At 47.1% G+C, this 22,803-nt stretch carries 25 protein-coding genes; 13 read left to right on the top strand and 12 right to left on the bottom strand.

Annotation, left to right across the window (positions count from 1 at the left end; all coding sequences use genetic code 11):
- Nucleotides 1–196: 196 nt before the first annotated feature.
- Nucleotides 197–1,840 carry an alkaline phosphatase PafA gene (gene pafA / locus MVI27_RS08215; protein ID WP_246960629.1) on the top strand — a complete coding sequence of 548 codons (1,644 nt, stop codon included), beginning with the start codon at nt 197–199 and terminating at the stop codon, nt 1,838–1,840.
- A 145-nt stretch (nt 1,841–1,985) separates the two neighbouring features.
- Here the strand turns inward: pafA and MVI27_RS08210 are convergent, their stop codons facing one another.
- Together MVI27_RS08210 and MVI27_RS08205 are read right to left on the bottom strand one after the other, a co-directional pair.
- Entirely contained in the window at nt 1,986–2,519 is a 534-nt protein-coding gene (locus MVI27_RS08210; protein ID WP_246960626.1) for a DUF4136 domain-containing protein, read from the bottom strand.
- 45 nt (nt 2,520–2,564) lie between these two features.
- The gene (locus MVI27_RS08205; RefSeq protein WP_246960623.1) at nt 2,565–2,759 is read right to left on the bottom strand and encodes a C1orf53 family protein; all 195 of its coding nucleotides are present in this window, start codon (nt 2,757–2,759) and stop codon (nt 2,565–2,567) included.
- A gap of 31 nt (nt 2,760–2,790) precedes the next feature.
- On the opposite strand from MVI27_RS08205, the gene MVI27_RS08200 reads away from it, so the two are divergent.
- Complete coding sequence (locus MVI27_RS08200; RefSeq protein WP_246960621.1) at nt 2,791–3,117, top strand: hypothetical protein; 327 nt, start codon at nt 2,791–2,793, stop codon at nt 3,115–3,117.
- 83 nt (nt 3,118–3,200) lie between these two features.
- Here the strand turns inward: MVI27_RS08200 and MVI27_RS08195 are convergent, their stop codons facing one another.
- The 9 genes from MVI27_RS08195 to MVI27_RS08155 all read right to left on the bottom strand — a co-directional run bounded on the left by MVI27_RS08195 (nt 3,201) and on the right by MVI27_RS08155 (nt 11,588).
- Nucleotides 3,201–3,398, bottom strand: coding sequence for a hypothetical protein (locus MVI27_RS08195; RefSeq protein WP_246960619.1), 198 nt, complete (start codon nt 3,396–3,398; stop codon nt 3,201–3,203).
- Nucleotides 3,399–3,408: 10 nt separating this feature from the next.
- Nucleotides 3,409–4,005, bottom strand: a complete 597-nt coding sequence (locus tag MVI27_RS08190) for a MarC family protein (RefSeq protein WP_246960617.1) — start codon at nt 4,003–4,005, stop codon at nt 3,409–3,411.
- Between the two features lie 42 nt (nt 4,006–4,047).
- Nucleotides 4,048–5,787, bottom strand: a complete 1,740-nt coding sequence (locus MVI27_RS08185) for a BatD family protein (RefSeq protein WP_246960616.1) — start codon at nt 5,785–5,787, stop codon at nt 4,048–4,050.
- Nucleotides 5,787–6,518, bottom strand: a complete 732-nt coding sequence (locus tag MVI27_RS08180; RefSeq protein WP_246960921.1) for a tetratricopeptide repeat protein — start codon at nt 6,516–6,518, stop codon at nt 5,787–5,789. Before MVI27_RS08180 ends, MVI27_RS08185 begins: the two co-directional genes overlap by 1 nt.
- Before the next feature lie 88 nt (nt 6,519–6,606).
- A complete protein-coding gene (locus MVI27_RS08175; protein WP_246960614.1) occupies nt 6,607–7,614 on the bottom strand; it encodes a vWA domain-containing protein in 1,008 nt (335 codons plus the stop codon).
- 175 nt (nt 7,615–7,789) lie between these two features.
- On the bottom strand, nt 7,790–8,794 hold the full coding sequence (locus tag MVI27_RS08170) for a VWA domain-containing protein (protein ID WP_246960613.1): 1,005 nt from the start codon (nt 8,792–8,794) through the stop codon (nt 7,790–7,792).
- A gap of 9 nt (nt 8,795–8,803) precedes the next feature.
- Nucleotides 8,804–9,700: a BatD family protein gene (locus MVI27_RS08165; protein ID WP_246960918.1), complete on the bottom strand. Its 897-nt coding sequence runs from the start codon at nt 9,698–9,700 to the stop codon at nt 8,804–8,806.
- A gap of 1 nt (nt 9,701) precedes the next feature.
- Complete coding sequence (locus MVI27_RS08160) at nt 9,702–10,565, bottom strand: DUF58 domain-containing protein (protein ID WP_246960612.1); 864 nt, start codon at nt 10,563–10,565, stop codon at nt 9,702–9,704.
- Nucleotides 10,566–10,583: 18 nt separating this feature from the next.
- Nucleotides 10,584–11,588 carry an AAA family ATPase gene (locus MVI27_RS08155; RefSeq protein ID WP_246960611.1) on the bottom strand — a complete coding sequence of 335 codons (1,005 nt, stop codon included), beginning with the start codon at nt 11,586–11,588 and terminating at the stop codon, nt 10,584–10,586.
- 223 nt (nt 11,589–11,811) lie between these two features.
- Here MVI27_RS08155 and MVI27_RS08150 point away from each other — a divergent pair, with 223 nt between their 5' ends.
- The 4 genes from MVI27_RS08150 (at nt 11,812) to MVI27_RS08135 (ending at nt 14,117) form a co-directional block, all read left to right on the top strand.
- A complete protein-coding gene (locus MVI27_RS08150) occupies nt 11,812–12,282 on the top strand; it encodes a DinB family protein (protein WP_246960610.1) in 471 nt (156 codons plus the stop codon).
- A 53-nt stretch (nt 12,283–12,335) separates the two neighbouring features.
- The gene (gene rlmB / locus MVI27_RS08145) at nt 12,336–13,073 is read left to right on the top strand and encodes a 23S rRNA (guanosine(2251)-2'-O)-methyltransferase RlmB (protein WP_246960608.1); all 738 of its coding nucleotides are present in this window, start codon (nt 12,336–12,338) and stop codon (nt 13,071–13,073) included.
- 61 nt (nt 13,074–13,134) lie between these two features.
- A complete protein-coding gene (locus MVI27_RS08140; protein WP_246960607.1) occupies nt 13,135–13,584 on the top strand; it encodes a hypothetical protein in 450 nt (149 codons plus the stop codon).
- Between the two features lie 20 nt (nt 13,585–13,604).
- Complete coding sequence (locus tag MVI27_RS08135) at nt 13,605–14,117, top strand: nitroreductase family protein (protein WP_246960605.1); 513 nt, start codon at nt 13,605–13,607, stop codon at nt 14,115–14,117.
- A 54-nt stretch (nt 14,118–14,171) separates the two neighbouring features.
- Here the strand turns inward: MVI27_RS08135 and hemB are convergent, their stop codons facing one another.
- Nucleotides 14,172–15,164, bottom strand: a complete 993-nt coding sequence (gene hemB / locus MVI27_RS08130) for a porphobilinogen synthase (protein WP_246960603.1) — start codon at nt 15,162–15,164, stop codon at nt 14,172–14,174.
- A 125-nt stretch (nt 15,165–15,289) separates the two neighbouring features.
- Between hemB and MVI27_RS08125 the strand changes: the two genes are divergently transcribed.
- From MVI27_RS08125 to MVI27_RS08095, 7 genes are all read left to right on the top strand, one after another.
- Nucleotides 15,290–15,637 carry a T9SS type A sorting domain-containing protein gene (locus tag MVI27_RS08125; RefSeq protein WP_246960601.1) on the top strand — a complete coding sequence of 116 codons (348 nt, stop codon included), beginning with the start codon at nt 15,290–15,292 and terminating at the stop codon, nt 15,635–15,637.
- An 81-nt stretch (nt 15,638–15,718) separates the two neighbouring features.
- Nucleotides 15,719–16,981: an NAD(P)/FAD-dependent oxidoreductase gene (locus MVI27_RS08120; RefSeq protein ID WP_246960599.1), complete on the top strand. Its 1,263-nt coding sequence runs from the start codon at nt 15,719–15,721 to the stop codon at nt 16,979–16,981.
- The gene (gene trmD, locus MVI27_RS08115; RefSeq protein ID WP_246960590.1) at nt 16,978–17,655 is read left to right on the top strand and encodes a tRNA (guanosine(37)-N1)-methyltransferase TrmD; all 678 of its coding nucleotides are present in this window, start codon (nt 16,978–16,980) and stop codon (nt 17,653–17,655) included. The genes MVI27_RS08120 and trmD overlap by 4 nt, the downstream gene beginning before the upstream one ends.
- Before the next feature lie 12 nt (nt 17,656–17,667).
- Entirely contained in the window at nt 17,668–18,573 is a 906-nt protein-coding gene (locus MVI27_RS08110) for an endonuclease/exonuclease/phosphatase family protein (RefSeq protein WP_246960587.1), read from the top strand.
- A 16-nt stretch (nt 18,574–18,589) separates the two neighbouring features.
- Nucleotides 18,590–19,060 (top strand): Lrp/AsnC ligand binding domain-containing protein, encoded by a 471-nt coding sequence (locus MVI27_RS08105; protein ID WP_246960585.1) that lies wholly within the window; start codon nt 18,590–18,592, stop codon nt 19,058–19,060.
- Between the two features lie 99 nt (nt 19,061–19,159).
- A complete protein-coding gene (deoC, locus tag MVI27_RS08100; protein ID WP_246960583.1) occupies nt 19,160–20,158 on the top strand; it encodes a deoxyribose-phosphate aldolase in 999 nt (332 codons plus the stop codon).
- A 193-nt stretch (nt 20,159–20,351) separates the two neighbouring features.
- A complete protein-coding gene (locus tag MVI27_RS08095) occupies nt 20,352–22,745 on the top strand; it encodes an aldehyde dehydrogenase family protein (RefSeq protein WP_246960582.1) in 2,394 nt (797 codons plus the stop codon).
- Nucleotides 22,746–22,803 lie beyond the last annotated feature (58 nt).

Below are 22,803 nucleotides of genomic sequence, written 5' to 3'. Positions count from 1 at the left end.
TAGTATTAAAGTTTTCTAAAATAAAATAAAGAGAATAGAAGTGGCCGAACTATTCAGTGAAAATGTCTTTTATTTTAATATAAGATTACCTGGCTACTGTTTTCAGCCAACATCATTATGTACGAAGGCAACCAGATGAATTATAATCTCTAAATTTGTGAAACAGCAAATAATCTGTATAACAATAAAAAATAATATGCTGAAGAAACTCACTCTTGTCGCGCTGGTCATCGCGTCCGGCAGCTTTACGGCGCAAACAAAAAAAACAAATACGCTGGAGCGGCCGAAACTGGTCGTAGGTCTGGTGGTAGACCAGATGCGCTGGGATTACCTGTATCGTTTTTATGACAAATATGAAGAAGGCGGATTTAAGCGCTTGCTGAACGAGGGTTATTCCCTGAACAATGTTCACATCAACTATCTGCCGACCTACACAGCCATTGGGCATACTACCATTTACACCGGTTCGGTGCCGGCCATCCACGGGATCTCCGGAAATAACTGGTATGATAAAGCAACCGGTAAAGATGTGTACTGCACCGGCGACGATACAGTGAAGCCGGTCGGAACTTCGAATGTGGAGAATGGCAGCCATTCGCCGCGCAATATGTGGTCTACCACCATTGGGGATGAACTGAGGCTGGCGACCAATTTCCAGGCTAAAGTAGTCGGAGTTTCACTGAAGGACCGTGCCTCTATCCTGCCGGCGGGCCATAATCCTACCGGTGCCTACTGGTATGATGACAGCACCGGGAACTTTGTTACCAGTACCTATTACCGAAACGAGTTACCGGCTTGGGTTGATAATTTTAACAAAGCCAAAGTAGGTGATCAGCTTGTCAAAAACGGCTGGAATACCCTGCTCCCAGTCGCGCAGTATACCGAAAGTTCACCGGATAATTCCCCGTGGGAGGGATTATTGGGAAGTGCTAAAGCACCAACCTTTCCTTATAAAAACTTAGCAGCAGATTATCATAAGAAAAAAGGAATTATCCGCACGACACCCTTTGGAAATACCCTCACACTGAAGCTGGCGGAAGCTGCCGTGCAGGGTGAGCAGTTGGGTGCGGATGCCATTACCGATTTGCTGGCGGTTAACCTGGCTTCCACTGATTATGCCGGCCATGAGTTCGGCCCGAACGCCATTGAAGTACAGGATGTTTATTTGCGCCTGGACCGTGATTTAGCGGAATTTTTTAACTATCTGGATTCCAAGGTTGGCAAAGATCAGTACACCGTATTTTTGTCGGCAGACCATGGCGGCGCGCATTCACAAGGATTTTTGGCAGAGCATAAAATGCCCACCGGATTTTACGGAGAAGGTTCCATCAAACAGTTTAATGGCTGGCTGAAAGATAAATTTGGCGCGGATCAGCTTGTGTCGAAGGTGACCAATAATCAGATTTATATGGATGAAAAAGCGCATACCGGCAGCAAACTGAATATGGAAGAAACAAAACAATATCTGATTGATATGCTGAATAAAGACCAGTCGGTGCTGTTCGCCGTTGATATGAAGAAAGCCGGTGCTGCTTCCATTCCCGAGCCAATTCGCGCCCGTATTGTCAATGGGTATAACTGGCAGCGCAGCGGCGATATTCAGCTCGTTTATCATGATTCCTGGTTGCCGAGCTATTCCAAAACCGGTACTACCCACGGTTCCTGGAATTCGTACGATTCCCATATTCCGCTTATTTTTATGGGCTGGGGCGTGAAACCCGGCGAGAGCCATCAGGCCTACCACATGACGGATATTGCACCGACACTGGCGGCTTTACTGCGTGTTCAGTTCCCAAGCGGCACCATCGGAAATCCGATTTCGGAAGCGATTGCGAAATAAGCAATACTTAATTAATTGATGAGAATACTCGCGCGCCGCAGGCGCGCGGATATTCGTTTGTAAGGAAACGTTAACCTTATTCTTTATGATAATAGCATAAAAAAAGACTGTTTTACCACAGTCTTTTTCGTTATTAATCAGGGGATTACCGTCCACTTTGTGGCGGATAATTGGCCATAATTTCTGCAACGATATCCGGAATCTGTTTTTGTTTCGCGCGCGGTGAATCCACAGAAATTCCACTGCCGATTCCCTGCCATACCAATTTTTGGGTGCGGGCATCAATCAGGTCCAGGATCAGCGCACCCTGGTTGTAATTGGAAGTCCAGGTACGGCTCATCCCAACGCCCCAGCCAAACGGACCGCCCCAACCATACATTCCGTACGGACGGTAGCCTTGCACATCCTGTACTTTTTTATGATTGGCTTTCACGTTCACAATCAAGTCCGGATTTTCAGCCACGACCAACCCTTTGCTTTGAAGCTGCCGGGAAACTTCATTCAACACGCGGTCCTTATCAATGTCATTGAGTTTTAAATCATCGATGCGCAGCCGGTACGTCTTGTATGTGCTAAAATTAGCTGTCTCGGCATAGTCCGACCGCACCTGAAAAGGGCTGCAGGAAGCCAGCGCCAGCGAAGCTGAAGCCAGCAAAGTCATAATATAAGTTTTGCTCATGATGTCTGTAATTTGTTGTATTTATTTTGATCAGGGGCAGCATTTCTATTTTGAAATGTTTCCTGTTTCTTTCTTTGCTTTTACGAAAGTGTCCGTTTTTTTATCATAACCGTAGGGACAGTGCCGGCAGCCACTTTTGCAGCAGTAACCGCGTTTTAAATGGAAATTCTCGGTAAACACCTTATATCCCTGCTCATTATAATAAAAGTCTTCGCCCTCTTTGATGCTTTTTCCGCTCATTTGTTAAATGGATATCCTTTATATTTGCTGTATGGTTATTGCAGCGCCTTCTTTACTCAAAAATACAAAAATTTCGGCGATCACTTTATTCCCTTTTATTCTGCTGCAGAACCCAGCGGACCGTGCCAATATTATCCTGCTGAACCACGAAAAAATCCATCTTCGTCAGCAGGCTGAACTGCTCGTTATTTTCTTTTATATCTGGTATGTCACGGAATACGGAATCCGGCTGCTGAAAACCCGAAACCGTTATCTGGCCTATAAATCAATTTCCTTCGAGCGGGAAGCGTATGCGAATGAGCACAATCTGTCTTATCGTACCGACCGTTCTTTTTGGGCTTTTTTACAATATGTGTAAAATAAAAACCATCCGCCCTGGCGAATGGTTTACTTTATAAAACAGTAAGTTATGTATAAAAACAGACTGTTCTGTATTTATGATTAATGTTTTCTTTCCTGCAGCTTACTCATGGTGTGCATGATGAAAAGAACCAAAATACCTACCAAAGCCGCAGAAGTTGACAGAATGAACTTGCTGTTTTCTTCATGCCAGAAACCCAGATCCCATTCAATAGAATAAATATTAAATCCCAGAAATACGATGAACAGAACCAGGAATATTTTATAAAAGCGCTGCATTTATTTTATTTTAAAATTTAACGTACGTGGTAAAAAGCTGTGCGAAATTCGCGGTAAATAATTTAATTGAAATCGCCAGCAGGATGATCCCGAAAACCTTCTGCAAAACCTGCAGCGTTCCGTCACCCAGTTTTTGCTCCAGCCAATTCGCTGATTTCAGCACCAAATATACGAAAATTGTATTCACCAAAATACCGCAGATAATGTTGATATCATGATATTCGGCACGAAGCGATAGAGTAGTCGTCAGTGTTCCGGCGCCGGCTATCAACGGGAAAGCGATCGGTACAATCGAGGCAGATTTTGATTCTGCATTTTTCTGAATTTCAATCCCCAAAATCATTTCGATGGCAATAATGAAGATGACAAAAGCACCGGCAATGGCGAAAGAGTTCACATCCACTCCGATCAGTTTCAGGATGTTATTTCCGATAAATAGAAAGGCAATCATCAGTACACCGGCTACAATCGAGGCCCGCTCCGCTTCGATGCGGCCGAACTTCTTTTTAAGGCCAACAATAATCGGTACAGAACCCATGATGTCGATAACGGCAAATAAAATCATGGTGGCGGTAAGGGTTTCTTTTACCGAAAAGTGTTCGAACATAGTAGTGATTATTGATTTCGCAAAAATATGAAAAATAAATGATTATTTTTTAACAATCGGATATAATTCATTCATCGTTGCCTTGATTTTTTGCAAAGCTTCCAGTGAGGCTTCGGGTGCGTATTTTTCAATCTGGATGGCATACAGCATCTGGCCGTATTTTTCAGCAAGGCTGCTGCCAAAGTTTTTCCGAAGTGACTGCATCAGCTCTTCCTGCGAATGAATGCCTAATCTATCGCACATTGCCTGATGCAATTCCTGCTGTACAGAGAAAAAACCGGCGATGTCCTGGCGATCCAACAAAACGCCGGCATACGCCAGGTTTTCTTTCACGGGATCACCCAATTGATCACGCAGCTGAACTTCAGTCTCGGCAATGGTCGTAACGGTGGGTTGTGGCACCACGGAAGCAGCCATCACCTTGCGACGTCCGCGTCTGCGGAAACCGAGGAAAAGCAAAGCCGCGAAGCCGGTTACCAAGGTCATATTCCCCAAAATAACGGACCAGTTAATGCCTGCTTTATCAGCGACTTTCAGATGTCTGGTTTGCAGGACAGGGGTATTGACGGTTTCCAGGACCGTATTGGTGTAATCGTTTACCTTTTCAATGGCGGTTTTCTCTTCAGCAATTTGTTCCTGTGTTTTTACACTCAGCAAAACTTCCTGGATTCCCAGGTCTGCATATTTCGCCGTTGCCGGGTCAAAATAAGAAAACGGTTCAAACTGAACGGCGAAGTTTCCGGGCTTCTTGGGAACAACCACATATTCTGCCGTAATGGTTCCGCTCATGGTTTTATGGCCGGTCGTAATATTGGTAATGATTTTCGGAGGATAAGATGTATAATTTTCTGATGCGGCAATTTTTGGCAAGGAAACTTCGTCCATGTTTCCCGAGCCCGAAAGAGAAAGCGCCACGGTGAGTGGTTTTTCTGTTTCGGCATGTTCTGTTTCGCCTTTGCTTTTTGCGGAAATTTTAAATTTTCCCACGGCATTCTTAAAACCGGCTGGCATTCCCGCCGGCAATTTCTTCACCGCCAGTTTGGCAGGTGCAGATAGTACCTTTTCTGCGGCACCGCCCATATCGACTGCGGCAGAAAGCGGTTTTATTTCGATGGTGCCAGCTTCCGAAGGAAATACCACAAACACGCCGATCACCTGTGAACCCATCCCGGAGTTTACATCAATTTCGGACTTTTCCAGCGTAACCGGTTTCATCCGTACCGATTTCTGGCTGCCGACATGAACAGATCCAACTTTCCGGAAGTTATTGTAATTCCGGCTGTAGGCACGCAAAACGGCGACCGCCGGCTGGTTTTTGTAAACTTCTTTCGGTGTTACTTCCAGATCGAGGAAGACATCATTTTTATCTGCAAACTCCGATCCTGTGCTTCTTTCAGCATCCCGTACCACAATATCAAACGGTTCGGTTTTGTAAATTTTGTTGTTAACGGTTACCAGCACGGAGCCGAATTTAATTTTTCCGGCTTGCTTCGGCACCAGCACGACCTGATACAACAGCTGGTTAATCACGTTATTACGGCTGGCATCAATCACCACAGTATTCTGCTCGGAAGCACTGCCCACGTAATCAAATTTGGAGATGTCCGGTAAGCGGAGCCGCGATTGTTGCTCCATATTTTCCCCGGCGATTTCCAGCATCACCGTCAGCGTAAATCGCTGATTGACCCGCTGCTCCTTCACCTCAGAAACGGCCAGGGTCACCTGTCCGTATGAGTAAATCGTCGAAATTAAAAATAATATGTAACCGAGTTGCTTCTTCATCACCAATCCTTCTCATTGCTTTCCGGCATCGAGTAGGAGTTTTTATTCAGGATCCGCCGTGCGGTTTCCCGTTCTTTGTTTTCCACGCGGTTCAGGATGGCATCTTCCAGTTCCTTCGGCATTTTATTCGCGTCGCTTTTTCCCTGGTTTTTGTCATTGCCTTCTCCTTCGCCTTTATTCTGATTTCCTTTTCCTTCCTGCTGCTGCGGATTGTCGCCGGGTTCGCTGCCCTGTTTCTGATCTTTGTTCTGGTCCTTTCCGCCTTCACCGGACTGATCTTGCTGCTGTTGTTGTTTTTCCTTTTCTTTCAGCATCGCGATCTCATAGTTCCGGCGGATGTTTTCGTTGTAAGGATCCTGTTTCAGCGCCTGCTTGTAGAGTTCTGCCGCTTTTTTTGAATCTTCGCGCTGCATGTAGGTATTTCCGAGATTATAAAGCGCAGCGCTTTTGTCGCTCAACGTGCCGGCAAGTTGTTCTGCCTTTTCGTACTCAGCCTGCGCTTCCTCGTACATTTTTCGTTTGTACAAAGCGTTGCCCAAGTTATAATGCGCCGTAAAATCTTTCTGATTGTGTTCAAGAGCCGCAATGTATTGTGAGGAGGCAGACTCGTAATTTTTTCGGTCGAACTCCTTATTTCCTTTGTGCACAAGGGTATTGTACCGTTCCTGACCGGAAACGGACAACAGTCCGCAGAATATGCAGAGAAAGGAAAAAAGTAAATTCTGTTTCATCATTGCAAAAATATTCCTTTATATGTTAAGGCACAGCACAGCAATTGTTAAAGTTCGGTTAAAATAGCGCAAATCAGTGACTTTCGTTTTAAAGATTAAAATCGCGACGCGGATTTAAAAGCAAAATAATCAGGAAGAAAAATAGTGAAACGGCCAGGAAATACTGATAATAATGAATTGCGTTATTGGATTTTATGACACTGGACGATGAGGTAGCAATTTTCTGCAGATCAGTGGTGATCCCGGTAACGGCATTGTCCATATTATTTCCGTCGATATAGCTACCGCCGGTTTCCTGGGCGATATGTTGCAGTGCCTTTGCTTCGCGGCGGGAAATGACGGTTTGTCCGCTGCGGTCTGATTTGTACCCCATCAGCTGGCCGAAGACATATTCCGGAATCGGCGCGCCCTCATCTGTTCCCACGCCTACGGTGATGACAGATAATCCATTCTTTTTCGCAAGACTCAGTGCGGCCCGTTCATTTTTTTCGTTGTCTTCGCCATCGCTGATCATGACGACTTTTCGGGCGCCCATCGGGATGTTTTTAAACTTATCGGCAGCAGTCGCCATTGCTTTGAGGAAGTCGGTTCCCTGTGTTTTTACGATGTTGGTTTCGATTCCGGAAAGGTAGGTATCTGCAGCTGTGTAATCAGACGTCAGCGGCATGATGGAAGAAGCTTCTCCGGCAAAGACGACTATGCCCACTTTGTCATTACGCAACTGCGCCATTGTATTGACGATGATGTTTTTCGCCTGATCCAGCCGGTTGGGTTCGATATCCTGTGCGTTCATGGAATTGGAAACATCGAGCAGGAAAATAATGTTGTTCATCTTCTGATTGGTCTTGATTTCCTCGGAGCCGCTGAGCAGGTCAACAATTGATAAAATCAAAAATAAGGTAGCGAGCAGATACAGCAGCGGAAAATATCGGGAGAAGGCTGTTTTAGGTGAAAACAATTCCTCCTGAAACCTGGCAGAAGCAAAACGTTCCCGCCGTTCGTTCTTCCAGCGCAGGAAACGCACCAGCAACACACCCAGCAGCGGCAGCAGCAACAGCAATAAAAGATACCAGTAATTCCCTAAAGACCAGTTCATTGTTTTAATTATTCATTTATATATTTTCCGCGTGGCGGTTTTCTCTTCCAGAAAAGAACCAACCTGCCTGTGTAGCCCGGATTGAAGCGGCATCCTGCGGACCAGCGGGACGCAGATACAGCGGAAAGCCGGACGGTTATTCCATGGGATTTCAACCTTTCCTGCTCCTGAAAAATCAGCTCAGAAACCGGAAAAACACCCAGCGCAGCAGTGCATCCAGCACCAGAACCACGAGCGCGATCCACAGGAATACGCGGAAATATTCCTGATAGTTATACAGTTTCTTTATCTTCAGTTCAGACTTTTCCAGTTGGTTAATTTCATCATAAATATGCTGCAGACTCTCATTGGAGGTCGCACGGAAATAGCGGCCGCCGGTAGTTTGGGCAATATCCCGCAGTAACGGTTCATCAATTTGTACTTCGGTTTCAGTAAAGACCAGATCACCAAAAATATCGGTTTGGGTTGGCATGAGTGCATAACCGTTAGTTCCGATGCCGATACAATATACCCTGATTCCGCTGCTGCGGGCAAGTTCGGCGCCGGTTTGCGTGGGCATGGCGTTCTCGATGGTGTTAACGCCGTCTGTCATCAGAATAATAATTTTTGACTTTGCAGGGCTGTTTCGCAGATGGGTAACGGCTACCGAAAGACCTTCGCCGATGGCGGTTCCGGGCAGCAGTTCCAGCGGATTAAGTTCATCCAGTTCATCCTGCACCACTTGATGGTCTGAAGTCACGGGAACTTTTGTGAAGGCCTCGCCCGAATACGTGACGAGCCCGATGCGGTCGCCAGGCCGCTGACGGACAAAATTTTTGGCAATTTTCCGAAGCGCGGTAAGGCGGTCGGGTTCCAGATCCCGGGCGAGCATCGAAAGCGAAACGTCTACCGAGAGCATGATGTCAATCCCTTTGCTGTCATCCTGATTCTGCGAAATGGTAAAAGTGCGCGGCCGCGCCAGCGCGATAATCAGCGCTGCCAGAATAATATATTTTGAGATGCGCAGCAGAAGCAGGACGGCATTGATGCCGCGGCTGGGTTCCATCGCCGCAGTGGTCGGTACGGTAATGCCGGTGGCTTTCTTCCGGCGCAGATCGCGGACGATCAGCGGAATAAAAACCAGCAGCAATACCAAATACCACGGGCTGTACAGTTCAAAATTCAGGTAATCCAGCATCATTACTCTTTTTTACACACCATTTCTAAGTTGTTCCGCCTCCAGTTCCTGCGCAGAACCTTTCACAAAAGACACCAGATCATCGAGGTCGCGCTGCATCAGTTTCCGGTTCGGGATGACTTTGGCGAATTTCACCTGGTCGCCGCGCAGGAAAAGTTCCTCCAGCATTTGCTCATTTTCGGGTGAGATCGTATTACTGGTTTTCATTTTATCAATGAGGTCATCGGTCAGCAGCACATCTGCCGGAATCCGGTATTGCCTTGCGATGAAATTTCGGGTAATATCCAGCAATTCCACATAGAACAATCTGTATTTTTCTGTTTTTATGTAATCTTTTTTGCGCAGTGATTCCAGCTGTTTCAGCGTTTGGTTTGTCATCACTACCGGTGAATCCTTGCGCCGCTTTCCATATTTAAGAAGCTGATAAATCACGATAATTAAAGCAATGAGCGCCAGCACTGCCAGCAGATACCATTTGTAGAGTTCCCAATAATCAGCGATATCCAGGGAAATCTCCTTGTTCTTCATAATGTCATTAATCACATCACCGCGCTGTGCTGTGTTAATCACTTCCACTTCGTAGGGTACCGTACGCATAACTTCGCCACCCACTTTAAACTCCAGTGCCGGAATGGTAAACTTGCCTTCTTCAAAAATGGCAAACTCAATAATGCGCTCGTAGAGCTGTGGTTCCGTGTGAATACTGTCTTTTATTTCCTCAAAATGAAAAGGGAGGAGCTCGTTTTTGGGTGCAGACTGCACATCTTTTGCCTGCAGATTTTCAATTCGGAGACGAAATGTTCCCGCTTCACCCAGGGCCAGAGTCTGCTTATCCAGCTGCGAAGTCAGGGTCTGCGCGGATAGGAGAAAACCGCTTAAAAAGAAAAATAAAATGTGGAGCTGTTTCAACTTATCTTTTTCTAAAATATTGGTACAGGTGTTTGCTGTAATCTTCACCCGTCTGAATGTTTATAAAACCTGCAGAGGCATTTTCGAAATCATTGGTAATCTGCCTTACTTTTTGTTTTTGATTTTCCGCAAACTGATAGCGCCATCGCGCCAGCGAGGTGTTGGCCCAGACTTGCCGGCCGGTTTCGGCATCGCGGAACAGTGCATAGCCTACATCCGGGATTTCATTGTCCTTATCATCCGTGATCCGCAACCCCAGCAACTGATGTTTTCGGGCAGCGACGCGCAGCATTTTGTTATCATAGATGTCTTCGAAATCTGAAAACATAAAAATAAGCGATTTCTTTTTAAAGACGGTCATCATGTATTCCAGCGCGGCTTCCATGCTGGCCTGTGCAGCTACATATTCTGTGGAAAGCAAGGTGCTGATAATCGCCAGAATGTGCTTGCGGCCTTTGCGCGGCGGGATTACTTTATAGACTTTATCAGCGTACAGAATTAAGCCCACCTTGTCATTATTACCTGTGGCAGAAAAGCCGATACTGGCTGCAATTTCCGCCACGAATTCGCGTTTGAGCTGGGCCCGGGTGCCATAATCCATCGAGGCCGAGATATCGACCAGCAGCATCAGCGTGAGTTCGCGTTCCTCTTCCATTACCTTCACAAAAGGTTCGCGGAAGCGTGCAGTTTTGTTCCAGTCAATGCGGCGGATTTCGTCACCAAACTGGTAGGGTCGTACTTCAGAAAACGTCATTCCCTGGCCTTTGAAAGCAGAGTGGTATTGTCCCATAAGCGTAGCCTCCGATTTCTTCTTGGTTCGGATTTCTATCTGCTTAACCTTTCTGATGATTTCTTTGATATCCACGGCGCTGATAAACTATAATTAAGGTGCCTGGATTTTGCTTAGGATGGTATCTACGATGGAGTCGGCGGTTACTTCCTCGGCTTCGGCTTCGAAACTTAAACCGATACGGTGTCTGAGCACATCTTTCGCGATTTCCTTCACATCTTCCGGGATCACGAAGGCGCGGTTTCGCAGGAAGGCCATGGCGCGTGCGGCAATTGAAAGGTTGATGGACGCCCGCGGGGAGGCACCGAAACCGATGTAGGATTTTAAATCCGACAATCCGTATTTCTCCGGATATCGGGTCGCAAACACCATATCGAGAATGTACTTTTCAATTTTTTCGTCGAGGTAAATTTTGTTGATCAGTTCTTTTGCTTCGGAGACATCCTGAAGGCTGATCACCGGCCGTATTTCCGGCTGGTGCGAAGTGGCTACCATTTTCATAATCTGCCGTTCATCCTCGAGCGTAGGATAAGTAATGGTACACTTCAGCATGAAGCGGTCGCTCTGCGCTTCCGGCAATAAATAAGTTCCTTCCTGATCGATTGGGTTCTGTGTGGCAAGTACCAGAAACGGGCGCGGCAAAGCCATGGTTTCATCTCCGATGGTTACCTGCTTTTCCTGCATCGCTTCCAGCAGGGCAGACTGCACTTTAGATGGCGCCCGGTTGATCTCATCTGCCAGCACGAAGTTGGCGAAAATGGGCCCGCGTTTTACCGAGAAGTCATTGTCTCTAATACTATAAATCATAGTTCCTACCACATCGGCCGGCAGCAGATCAGGTGTAAACTGAATTCTGGAAAATTCGCCCTGTACTGCTTCCGCCAGAGTTTTGATGGCGAGTGTTTTTGCCAGACCCGGTACTCCTTCCAGCAGAACGTGGCCGTTGCCGAGCAGGCCAATCAGCAGCCGGTCGATCATGTAGTTCTGTCCGATAATCGCTTTATTGACTTCCTGGCGCAGCAGGGTAAAAAGATAGTTCTGCTCTTTCACACGTTCCGTGAGCAACCGGATATCTTCAGCCTGATGGAGTTCTGACATATAAAATTGTATTTAACTTGTAAATTTCTATTAAAAACTCACACCAATCAACACAATTAATGCCAATTGAGCGTTAAAGTTTTGTTAAACCCTTCCTGTTTATGGGCTTTTACGTTTAATGCTCACTTGAGCGGAGGACGCTGCACAAAGAACAACTTACAGTGCAATTTTGAAGTTATCGCTTTAATCGTGTACTTTTACACAGCTGAAAACTAAAGGCCTTATGAATTACCATTTTCAGGCACACCGCCAGGTTCGGGAGAATCTGCTGCAGCTGTTAAAAGAAACTTCATCGGAAGACTTGCTGTACATTCCGGATGGTTTTAATAATAATATCTACTGGAACATCGCCCACACCGTCGCGACGCAGCAGTTGCTATGTTATTATTTGAGCGGCAATGATCTGCGGATTGATCAGTACTGGATCGAAACCTATAAGAAAGGCACGCTGCCCAATCTTTCTGTGCAACCTTCAGAAATGGAAGACCTCGCTTTTTTGCTCACGGAAACCTCTAAAATACTGGTAAAAGATTACGATGCAGATTTTTTCTCGGATTATACGCCGTACACTACCAGTTTCGGCCTGGACCTGAAGAATATTCAGGATGCCATTATTTTTAACAATATGCACGAGGCACAGCATCTGGGATATATTCTCGCACAGAAACGTGCTTTACTCGGAGAGCAGTCCTGAGCCGTACCTTGCGACCGGGAGCAATCCGTTTTTTATTAAATTTAAAATAATACATGAAAGAAGACTTTATATTTGGAATACGCCCGGTGATGGAAGCGCTGGAAGCAGGAAAAACAATTGACAAGATTTTTCTGCAGAATGCGTTGCAGGGTCCGCTTTATGCGGAACTTAAAAAATTGCTCAGCACCCACGGCATCCGCGCGAATTACGTACCGGTGGAAAAACTGAACCGCTTCACGCGAAAAAATCATCAGGGTGTGGTGGCTTTTATTTCAGATATTCCTTTTTATAGTATTGAAGAAGTACTGCCCGGTATTTTCGAAGCAGGAAAAACGCCGTTTTTGCTCATTCTGGACCGTTTAACGGATGTGCGGAACTTCGGCGCCATTTGCCGAACCGCTGAATGTGTGGGTGTGGATGCTATTATTATTCCGGAGAAAGGTGCTGCGCCTGTGAATTCGGATGCCATAAAAACATCCGCCGGCGCTTTGTATAATGTTAAAATATGTAAAGAAAAACATCTGGCACATACAGTAGATTTTCTGCAGCAGTCCGGTGTACAGGTCTATGCGGCCACCGAAAAAGCGCAAAAGCTGGTGTACGATGTTGATTTCACGCAGCCCTGCGCCTTGGTCATGGGGAATGAAGAGACCGGAATTTCCAAAGAAGTGCTGCACCACGCCGATGAAAAAATCAAGCTGCCGATTACCGGTAAAACACAGTCGCTGAATGTATCAGTTGCCTGCGGGGCACTGCTCTATGAAGCGGTACGTCAGCAATTGCAACCTTAATAATAAGCGGTTGGCGCTGTTTTGCATACAGTTTGATTTTATATTAATAAATGGAGAGGGTATGCGAAATATAACCGTTCATAAAAGTGAACTGCGACAACATATAAAAGACGTCATCAGCCAGAAGATTGAAAAGCTGTCGAACTTCATGCAGTTTACGCTGGAAGCAAGCCGCGAGGTTAAAAAGTCATCGAAGTATGACACGATTCGCGAGGAGATGCAAGAGGAAATTTATCAGATGCAAAAACAGCTGGCGGCCCTGCAGCATATGCGCGGTAAACTGGTGCGGGTAACCGACAGTGCCACGCAACGGGTTCAGCATGGCTCACTGGTCTTTACAAATAAAGCGCGGTTTTATATCTCTGTTTCTCTGGGTGAATTCTTTTATGAAGGCGACCGGTTCTATGCGATCTCCGAGGAAAGCCCCATGGCGAAAACAATGTTCGGCCGCCAGCCCGGCGATGCTTTTGTGCTCAACAACATCAGCCAGGTGATTGAGCAGGTGCTTTGAAATAGCGTATCTTTAGGGCTATGAACGCAACTGAACAATTAAAGGCAATTCTGCAGCAAAGAAAAAGTACTTTCCCGAAATCCTATACCCAACAACCGGTTTCTGCCCAGGTGATTGAAGACATCGTGCAGGCAGCGCATCTAACTCCTAATCATAAACGTACCAGGCCCTGGCGTTTTAAAGTTTTCAGAAATGAGGAGAAGGAGCAGCTGGCGCTTGAAATGGCACGAATCTATAAAGCTTCCACACCGCCGGAGCGTTTCCTGCAGAAAAAATACGATGACATTATTTTAAAAATAAATGCCTCTGCCGCCATTATTACGGTATCGACCGCTTTCAGTGTTTTGGTGCCGGAATGGGAAGAGATTGCAGCGACTTCCATGGGCGTGCAGAATATGTATTTAATGGCAACTACGTATGGCCTGGGCTGTTATTGGAGTACACCGGCATACGCAGCGCAGTTGCATTCGTATTTAGAATTGGGAGAAGACGAGCGCTGTCTTGGTCTTTTCTATATCGGCAGCATCGAATAAAAAAAGCTGTCTGTGAAAAAACAGACAGCTTCATTTGCTTCCTACAACTCTTCTTTATTTATTTAATAAGATGGCAGCATCTTTTGCAGCATAGGTGAAAATCATGTCCGCACCGGCACGCTTAATACAGGTAAGAGCTTCCATCATGGCTTTATCATAATCCAGCCAGCCGTTTTGTGCGGCGGCTTTGAGCATGGCGTATTCACCGCTCACGTTGAAAACTGCGATGGGCTGATCGATCTGTTCGCGCACTTTCGCCACAATATCGAGATAAGGAAGGCCCGGTTTAATCATGATGATATCGGCTCCTTCGGCAATGTCTTTCTGTACTTCATCCAGGGCTTCGCGGGAATTGTGGAAATCCATCTGGTACGTTTTTTTATCGGATGGAATGTTTTCATCTTCTCTTGGCGCGCTGTCCAGCGCAGTACGGAAAGGACCATAGAAAGAACTGGCATATTTGGCAGCATAACTCAGGATGGCTACATCAGTATGGCCGTTTTCTTCCAGCGCCAGGCGAATGGCGGCCACGCGGGCATCCATCATATCACTCGGAGCAATCACATCTGCACCGGCATCTGCCAGTGACACAGACATTCTGGCAAGCGCGTCATTGGTCGCGTCATTGTCAACTTTTCCGTTGGTGATAATGCCATCATGGCCGTAAATAGAGTAGGGATCCAGCGCAACATCAGGCATTACGACCATGCCTGGCACAGCGTCTTTAATCGCCTTAATGGTCGTTTGCATCAGGCCGTTTTCATTCCAGGATTCTTGTCCGGTATTATCTTTCAGCTCATCTGGAACTTTCATGTATAAATTGATTCCGCGGATTCCAAGGTTGTACAGTTCCTTACATTCTTTTACCGTCAGATCTACCGTACGCCGAAAAACACCCGGCATGGCCGCAACCGGTTCCTGCATATTGGTTCCCGGCATAACGAACATGGGAATTACAAAATCATTCGGGGTAAGAACTGTTTGCTGTACCAAAGCGCGGATTCCGGCGGAAGCGCGGAGGCGTCGGTTTCTTGAATATATAATCATGGGGTTGGAATAGTATTTGATTTATCGTCTGCAAATTTACTTATAGTTTAGCAAAAAAGCTATGGCATTCTCAATTGGATTCCGTACTTTTGTTAGCTAAGATTATTAAAATATCCTGTTTATACGTGAAAAAACTATTCTTTATATTACTGTTTGCCGGAGTATCTCTATGGAGTTTGCCGCTGAACGCACAGACGTCAGACCGGACCCAAGTTCCGGGTAAAACCGAAGACGCGGTGCTGGTGGTGTATCCTAATCCTGCTCGTGATCAGATTATGGTGAAGGCAAGAGATCCGCAACTGCAGGTTCGGATGGTGACCTTTTATTCCATCCTGGGAATGCAGGTAGCGGAATATCAAATCAACAAAAATACAGCAGAAATCAGGCTGGACCGGTTGCGGCCTGGCAAATATCTGATGCGGTACGTACTAAGTGACAATACCCAGAAAGTAACTCAGATTGTAAAACAATAAAGATATTTCAAATCCCTGAACTTTCGGGGATTTCTTATGTTTGGCGGGCAGGGTCCGTTATTAATTCTTAATTTTGCACATATGGAAGCACGGGAGAAAATTGTAATTATCGGTGGCGGTTTTGCCGGACTTCAGCTGGCCAGAAAACTCAATAACCGCCGGAAAAAAGTAATGGTGATTGACAAAGTGAACCACCATATGTTTCAGCCTTTGTTCTATCAGGTGGCTTGTGGCCGTATTGAGCCCAGCAATATCTCTTTTCCTTTCCGCAAGATATTTCAGCGCTCGCACAATGTGCAGTTCCGCCTGGCAGAAGTGCAGCGAATCGTGCCGGAACAAAATAAAATTATCATCGAGGATGCGGAATACACATATGATAAACTGGTAATTGCTACCGGATGCCGCACCAATTTCTTCGGAAATGAAAAGATGGAAGCGCTGACTTTCGGGATGAAAAATACCCAGGAAGCCATCGCCATCCGGAATCACGTATTGCTGACGTTTGAAAAACTTATTATAGAACGCCGCCGCAGCGACGACGGAAACTGGAACATTGTCATCGTGGGCAGCGGACCGACGGGCGTGGAACTGGCCGGTGCTTTCGCCGAGATGAAAAAAGATATTCTGCCGCGCGATTATCCGCACATGAATTTTGATGATCTGCGCATTATTTTAATTAGTTCTACCGATACACCGCTGGGCACGATGAGTGAACAGGCACAGAAAAAATCAGATGAATATCTGGCCGAACTGGGCGTGGAATTTTTGCGTGGTGAGATGGTAAGCGATTACGACGGCGATAAGGTGTACATGAAAAGCGGCAAAACCATTCCGAGTAATAATGTGATCTGGGCAGCAGGCGTTACCGGTAATATCATCGAAGGTATCGCTTCAGAAAGCGTTCTGCGCAATCGCTATATTACCGACCGCTTTAACCGTGTGGCAGGTTATGATAATATTTTCGCAATCGGAGACATTGCCTATATGGAGACGCCGCTGTACCCGGCCGGCCATCCCCAGGTAGCCAACGTCGCCATTAATCAGGGCAAAAACCTGGGCCGCAATATCCTTAGAAAATCAGAAGCTGACTGGACGCCTTATGAATACGATGATCTGGGCAGCATGGCAACGATTGGAAAATACCGCGCTGTGGTAGATTTGCCGAATCTTAAATTCCAGGGAATCCTGGCCTGGTTTGTCTGGATGTTCCTGCATTTAATGCTCATTCTGAGTGTGCGGAATAAAATCGCCATCTTCTTTAACTGGATGTGGAGTTACTTTAATAAAGATTCCTCTTTGCGCCTCATCATTATACCCAACAATAAGAACAATACTGAACAATGAGGATTGATATCGTGAGTGTCCTGCCGGAATTAATGCAGAGTCCCTTTGAAACATCTATTTTAAAAAGAGCTGTGCAGAAAGGGCTGGCAGAAGTTCACTTTCACCACCTGCGCGACTGGAGCATCGGGAAGCATCGCCAGCTGGATGATGAGCCGTACGGTGGCGGCGCCGGCATGGTGATGATGGTTGAACCGCTGGACAACTGCCTGAGCGAACTGAAAGCGCAGCGAACCTATGATGAGGTAATTTATCTTACGCCCGACGGTGAAACATTAACCCAAAGAATTGCCAATACCCTTTCTACCACAGAAAATCTTCTCTTCCTGTGCGGACATTACAAAGGAATTGACCAGCGCGTTCGCGAACTTCATATTACACGCGAGATTTCCATCGGCGATTATGTACTTACCGGCGGTGAACTGGCAGCCTGCGTTCTTGCTGATTCTGTGATACGCCTGCTGCCCGGTGTCTTAAATGATGAACAGTCTGCACTTACGGATAGCTTTCAGGATGACCTCTTATCTCCGCCTATTTACACGCGGCCGGCTGAGTATAAAGGTTTGCGCGTACCGGACATTTTGCTGAGCGGCAATGCAGCCAAAATCGAAGACTGGCGCCATGATGAAGCCGTGCGCATCACCCGTGAACGCCGGCCCGATTTACTCGGCGAATAACTGCAAAGCTTCATGCAGCAATTTCAGGCAGTTTTTTATAATGTAGAAAATTTATTTCCGCCGGATGTTCCCGGCCGCCATCGTACAGATCCCGGTGTCTCAGGTCTTCGCGGCTGGAACGACTACCGCTATAAAAGAAAAATCAGGCAGCTGGGTGATGTATTTGGGGAGTTGTTTTCAATGGCGGATCCGCTCCTCATTGGTTTGTGTGAAGTACACAGGATAAGTCCTTTGCAAGATCTGTTGAACACAGAAGCCTTCGGTGAAGAGTGGTCCTATCTGTATTTTGACTCTGCCGATCCGCGGGGAATTGCCGTTGCACTTTTATATAATTCTGATCTTCTGCAGTTGCAGCATACTGAGACAATAGGCATTGAATACCCAGAGCCTGTGCGCGATATTTTACACGCTGCGTTTATTTTTGATGACCATCCTTTGCATGTATTTGTGCTTCATCTTTCGTCGCAACGGCAGCAAAACCGCAAACGCCACCAGCGGATCGCTACGCTGGAAGCACTGGCAAACAGAATTAAAAGCCTGAACAGCACTCCGGTTTTGGTTTTGGGCGACTTCAATGTAAATCCCGATTCGGATGAATTGCAGAAATTCAGGATCAGCGCGGGGCCCGCGCATTCGCTGTGTAATCCGTTTGAATCCCTCTTTCAGGAAAAGCGATTTTCCACCTGGCATTACGGCGAAGGTTTGCTGTTTGATCAGTTTGTTTTTTCATCTCATTTTATTAATTCCCAATTTCCTTTACAATTTCACAAGGCTGGCATATTTAATGCTGCGACTTTGCAGCAGCGCCACGGCGCGTTTTCGGTACGTCCGCTTCGGACCTATGCCGGTACGCGTTACCTCGGCGGATGCAGCGATCATTTTCCGGTAACGGTTACTTTTAAGTCAAGTACAGAATAATTTTAATAATTTCACGATGAAACAAGCAGCGAATGCCGAGTATCATTTAGACAGTATAGATAAAGAGATAATTTACCTGCTGATGGATAATGCCAAAACATCGCTCGCCCAGATTTCCCGACACGTAGGAATTTCTACCACTGCGGTCCATCAACGCATCAAAAAGCTGGAGTCAGCCGGCGTGATTGAAAGTTCTGTCTCCTATCTTAATCCCCGAAAAGTCGGTTATAAAGTAGTTTGCTATATCGGCGTTTTTCTCGATAAACCCAGCCATTATCCCGAAGCTATTAAAGCCTTAAAGCAGGTAAATGAAGTGGTGGAAGCGCATTACACCACCGGAAATTATACCATATTTCTGAAAGTTTTGTGCCGCGACAATGACCACCTGATGGAAATTCTGAATAAACTGCAGAAACTCAATGGCGTGACCCGCACGGAAACCATCATTTCTCTTGAGCAAAGCATTAACCGCCAGCTGCGTGTCTGACGCTATTCTCTGCGCTTTTGCTGTGACGCTTCCGTTTAAATTGATTATTTTTACATCTTAATATCAGGCGGGCCCGGTCCGCCGGTAAAAGCGTACGCTATGGAAAAAACCCTGCAGGAGCAAAAAGAAAAAACACATACACCGTCACACGAAGTGCGAAACGAGGGCATCCCGTATGATACCCGTTATTTTGACCATATTACCTTAAACCGAAGCGCCATCGAAAGACGCGTGGCAACGCTTACCGGCCGGCGCTCCGTGAAAAAGGAATACCAGGCTGCCTGGTTGCTGAAAGCAGTCTCCATGATAGACCTGACCACCCTTGCGGGCGATGATACCCGCGGAAATGTTCTGCGCCTCTGCGAAAAAGCGAAAAATCCCATCCGCCGCGATTTGTTGCAGGCCATGGGTATGGAAGATATTAATCTCACCACCGGGGCCGTGTGCGTGTATCATAATCTGATTCGGTACGCAAAAGAAGTGCTGCACGGCACAGAGATTCCGATTGCCGCAGTTTCAACCGGTTTTCCGGCCGGCAAAATTTCGCTGGAAGATAAACTCTCGGAAATCCGGAAATCAGTTGCCGCAGGTGCCACCGAAATTGATATTGTGATTTCCCGTGATCTGGTACTGGAATCCAAATGGAAAGAACTCTACGATGAAATCAAACTTTGCCGCGAAGCCTGCGGCGAAGCACACATGAAAACCATCCTGGCAACCGGCGAAATTCCTACCTGTTCCAAAGTAGCGAAAGCGTCCTGGGTTGCGATGATGGCAGGCTCCGATTTCATTAAAACCTCTACCGGAAAAGAATCCGTGAACGCCACGCTGGCCGTCAGTCTGGTAATGATTCGCTGTATCCGCGACTATTACGAACTTACCGGTGTACGCGTGGGCTACAAACCGGCCGGCGGAATCCAGAAAGCCAAGCAGGCACTGGATTATCTGATTTTAATCAAAGAAGAATTAGGAAATGACTGGCTGACTCCCGAACTGTTCCGCTTTGGCGCGAGTTCCCTCCTGGGCGATATCGAGCGGCAATTGGAACATTTTGTAACCGGTCGCTACAGTGCCTCTTACCGTCATCCTATGGCCTGATGATAATTTGGGCGCCTTTTTCCGCCCTCCATTCCCGCTTTTTTGCGGCCTTAGCCGGCCACAGAAAGAGCTCCATTCAGGTCGGGGCGCAGTGCCGGCACCTCTTGCCGGGAGAAGCATAGCCGCAAAGAGCTCAACCTAATGAAAGGAATATGGCAACTAGCTTAATCCACTTTAACTCACATTGAATAACATGAATATCAAAGAAATATACCAAACCATGGAATACGGACCCGCACCCGAGAGCGCTGCCGCAGCGCAGGAATTTCTGGAGCAGCACAACCGCAGCTTCGATTTATTTATCGGCGGCGAATGGTCCGCGCCTCACAGCGGTTCCTACGCGGAAACACATAATCCTGCAACGCGGGAATTTCTCGCCAACGTTGCCGAAGCAGACGAGAAGGATATCGACCGGGCCGTGAAAGCAGCAAACGATGCCCTGCCGCAGTGGCAGGCGCTGGGTGGGTTCGGCCGCGCAAAATATCTGTATGCGCTGGCACGGCAGATTCAGAAGCATGCCCGTCTTTTTGCCGTCCTCGAGACGTTGGATAACGGGAAGCCCATCCGCGAAACACGCGATATTGATATCCCGCTGGCCGCGCGCCATTTTTACCACCATGCCGGTTGGGCCCGTCTGATGGAAACCGAGTTTCCGGCGTATGAAGCCGTGGGTGTGATCGGCCAGATTATTCCCTGGAACTTCCCGCTGATGATGCTTTCCTGGAAAATTGCACCGGCGCTCGCCATGGGTAATACGGTCGTGCTGAAACCGGCAGAATATACGTCTCTGACCGCCTTGCTGTTTGCCGAGGTCTGTGCCAAGATTAAGCTGCCGCCAGGTGTGGTGAATATCGTAACCGGCGTGGGAAGCGTGGCAGGTTCTGCGCTGGTCAATCATCCGGATGTGCAAAAGATTGCTTTTACCGGGTCCACCCGCGTTGGCAAGATGATTCGTACCGAAACGGCGGGCAGCGGCAAAAAGATTTCCCTGGAACTGGGCGGTAAATCACCGTTCATCGTTTTCGAAGATGCAGATTTGGATTCCGCCGTGGAAGGAGTGGTGGATGCTATTTGGTTCAATCAGGGGCAGGTATGCTGTGCCGGCTCGCGCTTACTGGTGCAGGAATCTGTGTCGGAGAAATTCTACCAGAAACTTCGGGACCGTATGCAAATGCTGCGCATCGGCAACCCCATGGATAAAACGGTAGACATGGGTGCGATTGTGGATGAAAACCAAATTAAAACCATTCAGCGGCTGGTACAAATCGGTGCTGATGAAGGTTGCACTTTATATCAGTGCACCGATAGTCTGCCTGAAAATGGTTGGTTCTACCCCCCAACTTTGTTTACCGACGTACCGACCAGTGCTACCATTGCACAGGAAGAGATTTTCGGACCGGTGCTTGTCGCCATGACATTCCGCACCCATAACGAAGCAGTAGCGCTGGCCAATAACACCCGATATGGGTTGGCAGCCAGTATCTGGACAGAAAATATCGATCTGGCGCTGGACATTGCACCCAAAGTAAAAGCCGGCAGTGTCTGGATAAACTGCACCAACCAGTTTGATGCGGCTGCGGGTTTCGGTGGTTTTCGTGAATCCGGTTTTGGCCGGGAAGGCGGACGCGAAGGTTTGTATGAATACCTGAAACCAACGGTGGAAGCCTCCTTTACAACAGAACCGCAACGGATTAAAACCGAAAAGCCAAATAAAAAGAAGAAAACAGGAGGATTGCTTTCTGAAATTGACCGGACGACCAAAATGTACATTGGCGGCAAACAGGCGCGCCCCGACAGTGGTTACAGTACCGAAATTACCGACACCTTTGGCAATTATATCGGTGAAGTTTCAGAAGGTAATCGCAAAGACATCCGAAACGCGGTGGAAGCAGCCCATGCCGATAAAAGCTGGGTGGCCATGACCGGACATGCACGGGCACAGGTTTTATATTATCTGGCAGAAAATCTTGCCATTCGTGCAGAAGAGTTTGCGGCGCGGATCGCAGAGATGACGAATCAAAGTCTGGAGTCTGCGCAGGAAGAAGTTGAGTTGTCTATCAGCCGAATTTATTATTACGCAGCTTTCGCGGATAAATATGATGGTGCGGCGCATTCCACCTTACAGCGCATGGTAACCCTTGCGATGCCGGAAGCGATCGGCGTATTGGGGATTGTGTGTCCGGAGGAACATCCCTTGCTGGGGTTCGTATCTACTGTGATTCCGGCTTTGGCCATGGGGAACCGCACAGTGGTGATTCCGTCAGAGAAACATCCGTTCTCGGCAACTGATTTTTATCAGTTACTGGAAACATCGGATGTACCGGCAGGAGCCGTTAATATTGTAACAGGACCGTCGGAAGAACTGGCCGCAGAACTGGCGAAGCATTATAATGTGGAAGGCATCTGGTATTTTGGTTCGGCTGAAGGAAGTAAAAAGGTGGAGGAACTGTCCGCCGAAGGCATGAAGCGTACGTGGGTCAACTACGGAAAATACCGGAACTGGCTCGTGTCTGCTCAGGGAGAAGGGCAGGAGTTCCTGCGCCACGCGACCGAAATCAAAAATATATGGATTCCTTATGGGGCCTAAACGTAAAATAATCTAAATAATAAAAACCACGCAGCAATGTGTGGTTTTTTTATAACCT

It is taken from the genome of Chryseobacterium salipaludis (assembly GCF_022968825.1).
In the GTDB taxonomy this organism is placed as follows: Bacteria; Bacteroidota; Bacteroidia; order Flavobacteriales; family Weeksellaceae; genus Kaistella; species Kaistella salipaludis.
This window is presented reverse-complemented; position numbering and strand designations above follow the sequence as displayed.